This is a genomic window from Undibacterium umbellatum (genome assembly GCF_014284125.1).
Taxonomy (GTDB): Bacteria; Pseudomonadota; Gammaproteobacteria; order Burkholderiales; family Burkholderiaceae_D; genus Undibacterium; species Undibacterium umbellatum.
In genome coordinates this window covers 391,502-405,121 of record NZ_JACOFX010000001.1, presented here as the reverse complement: position 1 = coordinate 405,121, position 13,620 = coordinate 391,502, and the positions used below count along the sequence as shown (strand labels likewise).

Below are 13,620 nucleotides of genomic sequence, written 5' to 3'. Positions count from 1 at the left end.
GCTCGTCATTTGACGAGCGGGCTTTTGTGTTTCTTGCGTATTGCTTGGTTGAACTCAGCTAATATCAATCAGCCGCATAGATATCATTATCTTTGGTTTCTTTGACGAAGAAGACGCCAATAACAAATGTTGCCAGAGCGATGATGATTGGGTACCACAAGCCGTAGTAAATATCGCCCTTGAAAGCCACCAGAGCAAATGCTGTGGTTGGCAGCAAACCACCAAACCAGCCGTTACCGATATGGTAAGGCAGGGACATCGAAGTGTAGCGTATGCGGGTTGGGAACATTTCCACCAGCATCGCAGCGATAGGACCGTATACCATCGTTACATACAGCACCAATATGACCAGCAAGAGCAAGACCATAGGTTTGTTGACTTGTGCAGGGTCAGCTTTTGCTGGGTAGCCTGCAGCTTTAATTGACTCAGCCAGCTCTTTGGAGAAAGCCTTGTCTTTTGCAGCTGCTTCGTCTTTTGGCAAGCCGTTGGCGTTGTATGAAGTGATGACTTTGTCACCAACTTTAACAGAGGCAATGGTTCCAGGTGCAGCAACTTCATTCGAATAATTGACTGAAGCTGCGGCCAACTTAGCCTTGACGATGTCGCAGGAAGAGGTAAATTTCTTCGTGCCGGTAGGGTTGAACTGGAATTGGCAATCACCTGGGTCTGCAGTGACCACGACTGGTGCATTTTTCAATGCTGCCTCTAGCGCAGGGTTGGCATAATGCGTCAATGCGCTGAAGATAGGGAAGTAGGTTAATGCAGCGATCAAACAGCCAGCCATAATGATAGGTTTGCGGCCGATTTTATCGGACAAGGAACCAAACACGATAAAGAATGGCGTACCAATTACCAAGGATGCTGCAATCAGGATGTTGGCAGTAGGGCCGTCCACTTTCAATGTTTGCTGCAGGAAGAACAAAGCATAGAATTGCCCTGTGTACCAGACCACCGCCTGACCGGCAGTCAAACCCAGCAATGCCAGAATAACGATCTTCAGGTTTTTCCATTGACCGAAAGATTCTGTCAAAGGCGCTTTGGACGTTTTCCCCTCGGCCTTCATTTTCGCAAAGGCTGGCGATTCATTCATGGACAAACGGATCCATACAGAAATTGCCAACAAGAAAACCGAGACCAGGAAAGGGATGCGCCAGCCCCAGCTAGCAAATTCTTCTTCACCAATTGCCATGCGAGTACCAAGAATCACCATCAGGGACAGGAACAGGCCCAGCGTAGCTGTCGTCTGTATCCATGCTGTGAAGGCGCCGCGCTTGCCATGCGGCGCATGTTCTGCCACATAGGTTGCCGCACCGCCATATTCACCACCGAGCGCCAGACCTTGCAGGATACGCAAAGTGATCAGGATAACCGGCGCAGCAATACCTATGGTTGCATAGTTGGGCAACAAGCCCACGCAAAAGGTGGATGCACCCATGATCAGGATGGTGACCAGGAAGGTGTACTTGCGGCCTATCATGTCGCCAAGGCGTCCGAACACCAGTGCGCCAAAGGGGCGTACGATAAAACCTGCAGCAAATGCCAGCAATGCAAAGATGAAGGCCGTGTTGGGGTCAGTGCCGGCAAAGAACTGTTTGGCAATGATGGATGCGAGTGAGCCGTATAGATAAAAATCGTACCATTCAAAGACGGTGCCCAGCGAAGAAGCAAATATAACCTTGCGTTCTTCGGATGTCATGCCGCCTGACTTTGCGATAGGTGCTGTCGCCATGCTTGTCTCCTGTTTTTTAAGTATATTAAGTGTGCTAAAAAATGGTCAGAAACATACAATCACATTTCCGACATAATTTTTATTGCAAGCAAAGTGTGCAAGCTGAAACTTACGGCTTGCTTGCTTGAAACTTACAGAAACTTACAAAATAGCTATCCTGATTATGTAAAAAAGAGCAATATTGATGAGTAGAATGAGATGAAATTAATTTGCGAACGGTCGTACTAAAATGTGATATTCTCTTTTTTGCGCTTGATCTAAAGGCTTTTATTCCGGCATTTCGATTCAAGCAAAACAGGGCTATGGAAGTTTGTTCCTGCATGTTGGTTTGCAAAGGGCAAATTACTATTTATGATGGTTATCAGCAGTTCCAGCCTGTACACATACTTATATTAATCAGGAGATCTACATGTCTGACGCAGTTATCGTATCCACCGCCCGCACAGGCCTTGCAAAATCCTGGAAAGGTGCTTTCAACATGACGCATGGTGCCACTATGGGTGGTCATGTATTGAATGCAGCCATTACCCGCGCAAAGATTGAAGCAGGTGAAGTGGAAGATGTCATCATGGGTTGCGCAACACCAGAAGGTGCAACTGGCAGCAATATCGCCCGTCAGATCGCTTTGCGTGCAGGTTGCCCGGTAACTACTGCTGGCATGACGGTCAATCGTTTTTGCTCTTCAGGTTTGCAGACCATTGCTCTCGCAGCACAAAGAATTATTGCAGGTGAAGGCGATGTATATGCGGCAGGCGGTGTCGAATCTATTTCTTGCGTACAAAACGAAGCCAATAGCCACATGATTGTTGAAACCTGGTTGAAGCAACACAAGCCAGAAGTTTACTGGCCTATGCTGCAGACCGCAGAGACAGTTGCCAAGCGCTATGGTATCCCACGCGAACGTCAGGATGAGTACGGCGTACAAAGCCAGTTGCGCGCAGCCGCTGCACAAGCCGCCGGCCTGTTTGATGCTGAGATCGTGCCGATGACGACCATCATGGGCGTTGCAGATAAAGCGACTGGCATGCTGGTTACCAAAGAAGTGACTATTTCTGCAGATGAAGGCATACGTGCAGATACAACACTTGAAGGTGTCTCCAAAATCCGTACTGCCGTTCCAGGCGGTGTTATTACTGCTGGAAATGCCAGCCAGTTTTCCGACGGTGCATCTGTTGCCATTCTGATGAACAGCAAATTGGCTGAAGCCAAGGGCTTGCAGCCACTGGGTATTTTCCGCGGCTTTGCTGTCGCTGGTTGCGAACCGGATGAAATGGGTATAGGCCCAGTGTTTGCCATTCCAAAATTATTGAAAAAAGCTGGGCTCAAAGTTGAAGACATAGGCTTGTGGGAATTGAACGAGGCATTTGCCGTGCAAGTCTTGTATTGTGCGGACAAACTCGGCATCCCTATGGATAAATTGAATGTCAATGGTGGTGCAATTGCAGTGGGCCATCCATATGGTGTTTCAGGCGCGCGCCTGACTGGCCATGCATTGATAGAAGGCAAACGTCGTGGTGCAAAATATGTAGTGGTGACCATGTGTATCGGTGGCGGCCAAGGCGCTGCAGGTTTGTTTGAAGTAGTCTAAGCTGGATGCATGTCGGGTGCCCTGACTGCATGAAGTTGTCATGCGGTCAGGGCAAAATGAGTACCTCACCTCTTTTGTCCAGATAAAGCCATGCAATCTAAAATTCTTTCCCGCCGTGATCTTGAATTCATGCTGTATGAATGGCTGAATGTAGAGTCACTGAATCAAAGGCCACGTTTCGCCGACCATAGCCGCGAAACTTTCAATGCCGCTCTTGATACCTGCGAACAAATAGCGACAGACCTGTTCGCTACCCACAATAAAAAAAATGACCAGCAGGAGCCGCACTTCGATGGCGAAGAAGTGCATATGATTCCTGAGGTGAAGACGGCCCTGAAAGCCTTTTGCGAAGCAGGCCTGATGGCCGCTGGACAAGACTTTGATGTCGGTGGCATGCAATTACCCTGCGTCGTTGAAAAAGCTGGTTTTGCTTATTTCAAAGGCGCGAATGTAGGCACGGCATCTTATCCATTCCTGACCATCGGCAATGCCAATACCTTGCTCAAATGCGGCACGCCTGAGCAAATAGAGACCTTTGTCAAACCCATGCTGGAAGGCCGCTTCTTTGGTACCATGTGTTTGTCCGAACCGCAAGCTGGCTCCAGCCTGTCTGATATCGTCACCAGAGCTGAACCACAAGAAGATGGAACTTACCGGCTGACTGGTAACAAGATGTGGATATCGGCAGGTGAACACGAACTGGCCGAGAATATCGTGCATCTGGTGCTGGCCAAGGTGCCGGACGCAAGTGGCAAGCTGATACCTGGTGTGAAAGGTATCTCACTTTTCATCGTGCCGAAAAAACTGGTGAATTCGGATGGTAGCATCGGTGAGCGTAATGACGTGGTGCTGGCTGGTCTGAATCACAAAATGGGGTATCGCGGCACCACCAATTGCATGCTGAATTTTGGTGAAGGTAAATTCAAGCCGCAAGGAAAAGCTGGCGCGATAGGTTACCTCGTAGGCACTTTGCACCGTGGCATGGCTAACATGTTTCACATGATGAATGAGGCACGTATAGGTGTCGGTTTGGGTGCTGTCATGCTGGGCTATACCGGCTATCTGCATGCGCTCGATTATGCCCGTAACCGTCCTCAGGGACGTGCACCGCTAAACAAAGACCCTGCAGCACCGCAAGTGCCCATCATTGAACATACTGACGTCAAGCGCATGTTGCTGGCACAAAAAGCCTATGTTGAAGGTGGACTCGCATTGAATTTGTTTTGTGCCCGCCTGGTCGACGAAGAGCGTACCGCGCCATCGCCTGAAGCGCGTACCCACGCAGCACAGATGCTGGAAATATTGACGCCTATCGCCAAATCCTGGCCATCACAATGGTGTCTGGAAGCGAATAATCTCGCTATACAAGTCCATGGTGGCTATGGCTACACCCGTGAATATAATGTAGAGCAGTTTTACCGCGACAACCGCCTCAATCCAATACACGAAGGCACGCACGGTATTCAGGGGCTGGATCTGCTTGGCCGCAAAGTTGTCATGCAAGAAGGTGCCGCGCTGGAAGCGTTGGGTGAAATCATGCACAAGACCCTGGCGAGAGCTGCCGCACATCCTGAATTGCTGGCCTATACTAAATCACTGGCACGTGTGCTGCAAAGGTTGGCAAGCGTTACCCAGCAATTGCACGGGGTGGGGGATGCCAATAAAACCCTGGCAAATGCTTCCGCTTATCTTGAGGTTTTTGGTCATGCCGTTGTTGCCTGGATGTGGCTGGAACAAGCTACATTATGCCTGAACAAAGAAAATCACCATGATGCTGGTTTCTATGCCGGCAAACTGCAGGCTTGTAAATACTTCTTCCACTGGGAATTGCCACGCGTTCATCCTCAGCTGGATTTGCTATCGAATATCGATATGACGACTTTCGATATGCAAGATGCCTGGTTCTGAATCATAGCCCTGAAATTATTAAAAACCCATAACAAACGATGCCCTTCCTGTCTGCGCGCAGGCAGGTGGTAGTCGCACATACTGGAGACAAAAAAAATGAGCAAAGCAATTCGTACAGTACAACAATTATTTGACTTGCATGGCAAGACAGCCCTGATTACTGGTGGTTCACGCGGCCTGGGTCTGCAAATGGCAGAAGCACTGGGTGAGCAGGGTGCTAAAGTGGTGCTGTCTTCGCGTAAACAATCTGACCTGGATGAAGCTGTCGCCCACCTGAAAAGCCGTGGTATAGATGCCAGCGCAATTGCTGCCGATTTGTCTAAAGAAGCAGCGGTACAACCATTGGTAGATGAAACACTATCCCGTCTTGGGCATATCGATATCCTCATCAATAACGCTGGTGCTACCTGGGGCGCACCGGCAGAAGATTATCCGGTTGATGCCTGGGACAAGGTCATGAACCTGAATATCCGCAGTATCTTTTTGATCTCGCAGGCTGTCGGTAAGCGTTCGATGATACCGCGCAAGTATGGCCGCATCATCAATATTGCCTCTATCGCTGGTCTGGCTGGTAATGCACCTGGCACCATGCAGACGATTGCCTATAACACTTCCAAGGCTGCCGTCATTAACTTTACACGTACCTTGGCTGGTGAATGGGGTGTGCATGGCATTACTGTGAATGCGATTGCCCCAGGATTTTTTCCCTCCAAAATGACCAAGGGCATACTGGAGAACCTCGGCGAAGAAAAACTCGCCAAAGAAGCACCTCTGCAACGCATAGGTGATGATGAAGATTTGAAGGGTGTAGCCATGCTGTTTGCCAGTGATGCTGGCAAGCATATCACTGGTCAGACCCTGGCAGTGGATGGTGGGGTTTCTGCTGTATGACGGAGGCGAATTCTCATGCGGAGCTTCCCATTGCGCAACCGACGCCGGTATTGAATCCCTTTCTTCATGACTTGGGTGTTGAATTCCTGGAAATGGAAAATGGTCATGCGCGTCTGGCACTGGATTTGACCGAGCGTCACATGAATAGCTGGCAAATTGCCCATGGCGGCGTGATCATGACCATGCTAGATGTGGTCATGGCGATGGCAGGGCGATCAATGAGCAGTGACCTAAAGGGTGTCGTCACGGTAGAGATGAAAACCACTTTCCTGCAACCTGGTGGTGTGCCAGGTGGTCGTATGGAGGCACGAGGCAAGGCGTTCCATCAATCCACCACCATGTGCTTTTGCGAAGGTGAAGTCTGGAATGGCGACAAACTCATTGCCAAAGCCATGGGGACATTCAAATACCTGCGACGCTTGAAGTCTGGCGAAAATATGAAAAAACTTTATGGCAGTGATTAATGTCTTCTGAGTTCCAATAAGCAGTAAGTAGTGCCTGCAAGTCCAATAAAGAATAAATGGAGACAAACATGCAGCAGACTCGCTTTGCAATTCTTTTCTTTGCTTTACTCAGTGGATCATTCATGAGCATGTCTTTGGCACAAACAGCCTTGCCTGATGCCGAGGCAAGTGACCCGCAAAAAATGGGCTGGATGCAAGGCTTTCCGCCTGCACCCGACAAAATCATCAAGTTTGCCAATGGCAGCAATTACCAGTTCCCGCGTACGCGCTGGTCGTTTTCGCATGGGCGTGAACTGGGGCCTACCAGCAATGTCTGGCATGGTGCTGGCCCAGTATCGGCCTTACCTGTGGCTTTGCGTGATCTCGACAAACTGCGCTTTGCAGATGAAAATGGCAAAGATATTGGTTGGGCCGATATGCAGGCCCGCACTTATACCGATAGCATACTGGTGCTGCACAAGGGCAAGATAGTCTACGAGCGTTACCTTGGCATTACCAAAACCTACTTGCCACATATCGCTATGTCGGTCACCAAGTCTTTTGTAGGTACGCTGGCTGCGACTTTGGCTGCGGAAGGCAAACTCGATCCCAGTGCACCTGTCACGCAATATATTCCCGAACTCAAAGACACCGCCTATGGCGATGCCACCGTTCGCCAGGTCATGGACATGACCATAGGTGTGCAGTATTCTGAAAACTATGCTGACCCTAAAGCTGAAGTCTGGGATTACGCCAGGTCAGGCGGCTTACTGCCAACAGCACCAACTCATGATGGGCCTAAAACCTTTTATGATTTCCTGGTGAAATTAAAAAAAGAGGGCAGGCACGATGAAGCCTTTGCTTACAAGACCGTCAATGCCGAGGTGCTGGCCTGGATAGTCAAACGGGCAAGCGGACAAAATCTGTCTGATCTCTTGTCTGAACGTATCTGGCAAAAACTGGGTACCGAGAATGATGCTTATTTTTCGGTCGATAGTGTAGGCACCGAGCAGGGCGGTGGTGGCCTGAACCTGACCTTGCGTGACATGGCACGCTTTGGTGAAATGATGCGCCTGAATGGCAAATTCAATGGCCAGCAGATCATTCCTGCCGTTGCTGTAGAAGATATTCGCAAAGGTGCTGATCCGGCCAAGTTCGCTAAAGCAGGCTATGCCACCTTGCCCGGCTACTCATACCGCAATATGTGGTGGGTGGGACACAACAGCCACCAGACATTTGAAGCACGTGGCATACACGGTCAACGTATTTATATCGACCCGGTGGCCGAAATGGTCATTGTTAAATTTTCTTCCCATCCCATTGCTGCCAATGGCGCAACTGACCCTGTCACTTATCGCGCTTTTCAGGCTCTGGCAAATCACTTGATGAAATGAGCAAATCATGACGACTAATTCTCAACCTTCTTACCAACGTATTGTGCTGGCCTCCCGCCCTAAAGGTCAGGTCGTGCCAGAAAATTTCCGCCTTGAATCTCTGTCTGTGCCAGAACTGAAGGATGGAGAGCTCCTGGTGCGCAATCACTACATGTCGCTGGACCCTTACATGCGTGGCCGCATGGAAGATGCAAAAAGCTACGCAGCCCCACAAGTGATAGGCGAAACCATGATAGGTGGCACGGTAGGTGAAGTGGTCGCCAGCAAGAATGCCAAATTCAATGTCGGTGACAAAGTCATAGGCATGCTGGGCTGGTCAGAAATGGGCGTGTCAGATGGCTTGTTACTGCGTAAAGTCGACACCACGCACATTCCTTTATCTGCTTACCTGGGGGCAGTCGGCATGCCCGGACTGACAGCCTGGTACGGCCTGACACAGATCATGCAACCCAAGGCGGGCGAGACCATTGTGGTATCTGCCGCCAGTGGTGCGGTTGGCAGTGTGGTTGGTCAACTGGGCAAGCAAATGGGTTGCCGCGTCGTGGGCATTGCTGGTGGCGTAGACAAATGTGCTTATGTCGTCCATGAACTGGGCTTTGATGCCTGTATCGATTATAAGGCAGGCAATCTAGAAGCTGATCTGGCAGCCGCAACACCAGGTGGAATTGACGCCGTATTTGAAAATGTCGGCGGTGAAATCTTTGATGCCAGTCTGGCACACATGAATGCCTTTGGCCGTATTGCCCTGTGTGGTTTGATTGCCGGTTACAACGGCGAACAATTAAGTATCAAAAACGCCCGTATATTCCTGACTATGCGTTTGACCATGCGTGGCTTCATCGTCTCTGAACACATGGATTTGTGGCCGCAGGGTTTGAAAGAACTTGGTGGCCTGGTTGCGACTGGTAAATTGAAATTCCGTGAATCTGTCGCTGAAGGGATTGCTGCTGCGCCAGAAGCATTTATTGGCCTGTTGAAAGGCAAGAACTTTGGCAAGCAACTGGTAAAGCTGATCTAGTCCATGTGTTAACCAAAAGAGCGCATAGCAACCATGTCCGATCTTATTTTACACAATTTTGAAATATCTCCGTTTTCGGAAAAAATACGCCTGATCTTCGGTTTCAAGCAATTAAATTGGAAGTCAGTCACGGTACCAATCATTTTGCCAAAGCCAGATGTAACTGCATTGACAGGTGGTTACCGACGCACGCCCATACTGCAAGTCGGTGGGGATATTTATTGTGATACTTCCTTGATTGCCGATGTACTGGAAAAACGTTCGCCAACACGTTCGCTTTATCCCGCCGCCATCAATGGCATTGCCCGCAATCTGGCGCAATGGGCGGACTCTACGCTGTTCTGGACTGCTATTCCTTATGCGTTTCAGCCAGCAGCCATTCCTTCCATATTCGGTAATATTAGTGCGGAGGAATTACAGGCGTTCAGTGCAGACCGTGCCACCATGCGTGGCAATATGCCACGCACCAGCATGGGTGAAGCTAAAGGACAGCTTTGTGAATATTTAATGCGTCTGGAAAACATGCTCAGTGACGATGCGCCATTTTTGCTGGGTGCGCAAGCCAGTATTGCTGATTTCTCTGTGTATCAGGCTTTGTGGTTGGTTCGCCTTGCTCCTGCGATTAGTAAAGTCTTTGATCCACATCCCAAGCTGTTGGCATGGATGGACAGGCTTGGTGCTTTCGGCCATCACCAGTCAGAGGCTTTGAATAGTGCAGAAGCAATTGACATAGCCAGGAACACAAAGAATTTTGACATAGATGGACGCAATTTTATTGACAGTCATGGCATAGCTCTGGGTGAGCAGGTTGCCATCATGCCGACCGACTATGCATTGGACCCAGTCATGGGTGAGTTGGTTATTGCTAGCGAAAATGAATTAGCCCTTCGTCGCGAAGATGTACGAGCTGGAACTGTGGTCGTGCATTTCCCACGCGTAGGGTTCCAAATGAAACGTGCAAAATAAATAAGCGTAATAAATTACATACAGGAGACAACATGAAAGTATTCAAAGACAGAGTAGCCGTGATTACCGGTGGTGCCAGTGGTTTTGGCCGTGAATTTGCGATTATCGGTGCGCGCCTGGGCATGAAGCTGGTGCTGGCGGATGTGCAGCAAGACGCTCTGGATAAAGCCAGGGTCGAGTTGGAAGCGCAAGGTGCACAAGTGCTGGCCATGCGTTGCGATGTGCGTCATGCAGAAGAAGTGCAGGCGCTGGCTGACGCCACCATGGAGAAATTTGGTGCCGTGCATCTGGTATTCAATAACGCCGGTGTCGGATCGGGTGGTCTTATCTGGGAAAACACCCAGGCTGACTGGGATTGGGTGATAGGTGTCAATCTCTGGGGTGTTATCCATGGTGTGCGCATCTTCACTAATCTGATGCTGGAATGTGCAAGAAAAGATCCGCAATTTGAAGGGCATATCGTCAACACGGCATCCATGGCGGGCTTGCTTAATGCGCCGACCATGGGTGTGTATAACGTCTCCAAGCATGCAGTTGTATCTCTGTCAGAATCTTTGTATCAGGATTTAAAACTGGTTGAGGCACCGATAGGCGCATCTGTGTTGTGTCCTTATTTTGTACCTACCGGAATTTCACAATCGCATAGAAACCGCCCTGACGATGTGCCAGGTTCTGCGCCAACCGCCAGCCAAAGAGCAGCTCAGACCATGTCAGACAAGGCTGTTAATTCTGGTAAGGTGACCGCTGAAGAAGTGGCTGAAAACACTTTCAAGGCAATTGCTGATGAGCAGTTCTACATCTTTTCTCATCCTGGCGCTTTGGGTAATGTGCAGGAACGCATGGAAGACATAGTCTTGCAACGCAATCCAGGTGATCCTTACAAGGCTGCACCGCATATTCGTGACATGCTCAGAGCGAAGCTCAAGGCCTGATCATCACTTTCAAACATCAGGGAGAAGCATTGATGACAGCAGAGATACTAAGCAATCAGTTTGCTACACTGGAGAATGGAACCCGCCTGCATTTTGCCTGTGCGGGTGAGCGAGGCAGGCCATTGATCTTGTTCGTGCATGGCTTCCCAGAATTCTGGTACGAATGGTCGGCTCAACTAGCTGAGTTTGGACAGGATTATTTTGCCGTGGCACCGGATTTGCGCGGCTTCAATCTTTCTGATATGCCTAAAGATGTTGCTGCCTACAAGGCCAGACATATTGTCGATGACCTGCGTTTGCTGATTGCATACCTCGGTTATCAGCAAGCCACGGTCGTTGCGCATGACTGGGGTGGGGCGGTATGCTGGAATATGGCGATTGCCCTGCCTGCCTTGTTTGAAAAACTGATCATCATCAATTCACCGCATCCATACCTGTTCATGCAGGCGTTGGCGACTGATCCTGCGCAAAAGACTTCCAGTGAATACATGAACTGGTTGCGCAATCCAGGGTCTGAAGAGGCGCTTGCCAAAGATGATTTTGCTCTCATGGATGGCTTCTTCAATGGCATGGGTCAGGGCGATGCGGAGTGGTTTGATACTGCGACAAAAGCCGCTTATCATGCATGCTGGGCGCGCGGTTTGGCTGGCGGTGTCAATTATTATCGTGCTTCGCCATTACATCCGCCGACTGATAAAAATCCTGGACCTCTACAGTTGAATCTGAATCCGGCTGATTTCCAGGTCAAGGTACCTACCCGCGTCATCTGGGGTGAAAACGATAAGGCGCTACCCAAGACTTTGCTGGATGGTATCGAGAATTTTGTCGATGATATCCAGATACAGCGCATTCCAGAAGGCTCACACTGGGTCATCCATGAACAGCCGGAACGCGTCAACCGTCTTATTCGTCAATTTTTGCAGGGTTAGGGTTTATGGCCAAAGCAGATTTTGCTTTCTTTCATCGCTTGCGAGTGCGCTGGTCTGAAGTTGACATGCAAGCCATAGTTTTTAATGGCAATTACCTCAATTACTTTGATGTCGCCTTTACCGAATACTGGCGTGCTATCGGTCTGCCAAATGTGATTGCGCAAGCCGCAGAGGGGAAGGAGCTGTTTGCCCGCAAATCCACAGTAGAATACATGGCACCAGCCAGGTTTGATGATGAGCTTGATGTCGGTGTACGCTGTGCCAGCTTAGGCAGGTCTTCTCTCCAATTCGTTCTCGAAATTTATCTTGGTGAAAACCATCTGATATCCGGCGAGTTGGTGTATGTCTATGCAGATACTGAAAAACGCAAGGCAGTTGCAGTCACAGATGAATGGCGTGAGATAATTTCATCCTATGAGACGCATGCACCTGTGGATATCCGACCATGAATACTGAAAACCTGCGCCTGGTCATTGCCGACTGGGCTACGCTGCAAAAAGATGCGCAAGCAATACGCTATGAAGTGTTTGTCATTGAGCAAAAAATCCCTGCCGAATTGGAATGGGATGCCGCCGATGCTGAATGTTTGCATGCGGTTGCTTATGATGCCAATGGGCAAGCTGTAGGAACAGGCCGCCTGTTGCCTGACGCGCACATAGGCCGCATGGCTGTATTGGCAACGGCGCGTGGTTTGGGTGTAGGTGCACAGATTTTGCGTGCCCTGATGAAAGAGGCGAAGGCCAGAGGCGAGGTGGCTGTGCGCCTGAATGCCCAACAGTCAGCAGAGAATTTCTATCTCAAGGAAGGCTACACCCGCGATAGTGAGATTTTTGAAGAAGCTGGTATTCCTCATGTGAGTATGACCTACCACTTTGCGTAATGCCAAACGAGCTGCGTCCCCTCGATAAACTTGATTTTATTGCAGCGTTCTTCCCGCCAGATTAGGTGACAACATCGTCGACCTTATAGATTTCATGTGTTCCAGATCGGCAAACGACTCCGTCATTAATTGATTTCGGCCCTACGCATTATTTCCAGAACGGTTTCGTGCAAGATTGCAATAGATCACGCAGGTATATTGCTTCGGTCAGGCTTTTCGTGCCTCATCCTGTTGGGCGAAGCGGATTTTTCCACTCAACAGTTGCCAGTACATGACCCAGTCCCCCATGAAGGAGAATAGAGGCTGCTTGAACGAAGCTGGTCGGTTTTTTTCAAACACAAAATGCCCAATCCAGGCAAAACCATAGCCGCAGATGGGTGCTGCAAGTAGATACATTATTGCACCAGTTGCAATAAACCCTGCTAAACATAATATGACCAATGTGCTACCTAAAAAGTGCAGTTGTCGACAGGTTTTATTACTGTGTTCGGTGAGATAAAAGGCATAAAACGCTGAAAAATTAGTGAATTTTTCTGCCATGTTGGTCTCCTTTTGGCGTCTTGGATTCTGCCGTTTGTTATATATCTGCATATTATGCCAAGCATTGCTGCCTGTGCCTCAATCTTCAAAAAAAATGCACAATCAGATTTCTGAAAAAGTTCAAAGAGGCAATCATTGATTAACTATTTGACATTGCAAAAAAATCTACTACTATTAAATCTGATAAACATTAAATAAATACCTATATATAAATATTGCTACTAAGATTTAGACTTCAATAGTCGCAGTTTATATCCTTAAGTATTTGATATTTAATGGATAAATCCGAAGTTACATTTTTTAATAATTTCCTTGTGGCATTAAAATCTGTGTGGCAATATGAGCTTGTAGCGCAAACCTATGCAAGCCCGGATCTAGTCAAACTCTCTGCATCTGACAACG

Annotated in this window: 13 protein-coding genes; 11 read left to right on the top strand and 2 right to left on the bottom strand. The window is 49.0% G+C overall.

All coding sequences use genetic code 11. The features are described 5' to 3' along the window. Nucleotides 1-64: 64 nt before the first annotated feature. Nucleotides 65-1,729 (bottom strand): MFS transporter, encoded by a 1,665-nt coding sequence (locus tag H8L47_RS01940; protein WP_186951547.1) that lies wholly within the window; start codon nucleotides 1,727-1,729, stop codon nucleotides 65-67. Nucleotides 1,730-2,138: 409 nt separating this feature from the next. On the opposite strand from H8L47_RS01940, the gene H8L47_RS01935 reads away from it, so the two are divergent. The 11 genes from H8L47_RS01935 (at nucleotide 2,139) to H8L47_RS01885 (ending at nucleotide 12,678) form a co-directional block, all read left to right on the top strand. Continuing rightward, the gene (locus H8L47_RS01935) at nucleotides 2,139-3,317 is read left to right on the top strand and encodes an acetyl-CoA C-acyltransferase (protein WP_186951546.1); all 1,179 of its coding nucleotides are present in this window, start codon (nucleotides 2,139-2,141) and stop codon (nucleotides 3,315-3,317) included. A gap of 90 nt (nucleotides 3,318-3,407) precedes the next feature. Next, nucleotides 3,408-5,225 carry an acyl-CoA dehydrogenase gene (locus H8L47_RS01930; RefSeq protein WP_186951545.1) on the top strand — a complete coding sequence of 606 codons (1,818 nt, stop codon included), beginning with the start codon at nucleotides 3,408-3,410 and terminating at the stop codon, nucleotides 5,223-5,225. Nucleotides 5,226-5,333: 108 nt separating this feature from the next. Further along, nucleotides 5,334-6,116 (top strand): SDR family oxidoreductase, encoded by a 783-nt coding sequence (locus H8L47_RS01925; protein WP_186952003.1) that lies wholly within the window; start codon nucleotides 5,334-5,336, stop codon nucleotides 6,114-6,116. 50 nt (nucleotides 6,117-6,166) lie between these two features. Further along, nucleotides 6,167-6,580: a PaaI family thioesterase gene (locus tag H8L47_RS01920; RefSeq protein WP_408057679.1), complete on the top strand. Its 414-nt coding sequence runs from the start codon at nucleotides 6,167-6,169 to the stop codon at nucleotides 6,578-6,580. Nucleotides 6,581-6,702: 122 nt separating this feature from the next. After that, nucleotides 6,703-7,953 (top strand): serine hydrolase domain-containing protein, encoded by a 1,251-nt coding sequence (locus H8L47_RS01915; RefSeq protein ID WP_230413541.1) that lies wholly within the window; start codon nucleotides 6,703-6,705, stop codon nucleotides 7,951-7,953. 7 nt (nucleotides 7,954-7,960) lie between these two features. Continuing rightward, on the top strand, nucleotides 7,961-8,971 hold the full coding sequence (locus H8L47_RS01910; RefSeq protein WP_186951542.1) for an NADP-dependent oxidoreductase: 1,011 nt from the start codon (nucleotides 7,961-7,963) through the stop codon (nucleotides 8,969-8,971). 33 nt (nucleotides 8,972-9,004) lie between these two features. Further along, the gene (locus tag H8L47_RS01905) at nucleotides 9,005-9,937 is read left to right on the top strand and encodes a glutathione S-transferase family protein (protein WP_186951541.1); all 933 of its coding nucleotides are present in this window, start codon (nucleotides 9,005-9,007) and stop codon (nucleotides 9,935-9,937) included. A 32-nt stretch (nucleotides 9,938-9,969) separates the two neighbouring features. After that, nucleotides 9,970-10,869, top strand: a complete 900-nt coding sequence (locus H8L47_RS01900) for an SDR family oxidoreductase (protein ID WP_186951540.1) — start codon at nucleotides 9,970-9,972, stop codon at nucleotides 10,867-10,869. A gap of 32 nt (nucleotides 10,870-10,901) precedes the next feature. Then, nucleotides 10,902-11,798, top strand: a complete 897-nt coding sequence (locus tag H8L47_RS01895) for an alpha/beta fold hydrolase (RefSeq protein WP_186952002.1) — start codon at nucleotides 10,902-10,904, stop codon at nucleotides 11,796-11,798. A 5-nt stretch (nucleotides 11,799-11,803) separates the two neighbouring features. Continuing rightward, nucleotides 11,804-12,247, top strand: coding sequence for an acyl-CoA thioesterase (locus H8L47_RS01890; RefSeq protein WP_186951539.1), 444 nt, complete (start codon nucleotides 11,804-11,806; stop codon nucleotides 12,245-12,247). Further along, nucleotides 12,244-12,678, top strand: a complete 435-nt coding sequence (locus tag H8L47_RS01885) for a GNAT family N-acetyltransferase (RefSeq protein ID WP_186951538.1) — start codon at nucleotides 12,244-12,246, stop codon at nucleotides 12,676-12,678. The genes H8L47_RS01890 and H8L47_RS01885 overlap by 4 nt, the downstream gene beginning before the upstream one ends. 207 nt (nucleotides 12,679-12,885) lie before the next feature. On the opposite strand, the gene H8L47_RS01880 is transcribed toward H8L47_RS01885, so the two are convergent. Then, complete coding sequence (locus tag H8L47_RS01880) at nucleotides 12,886-13,218, bottom strand: Mpo1-like protein (RefSeq protein ID WP_186951537.1); 333 nt, start codon at nucleotides 13,216-13,218, stop codon at nucleotides 12,886-12,888. Nucleotides 13,219-13,620 lie beyond the last annotated feature (402 nt).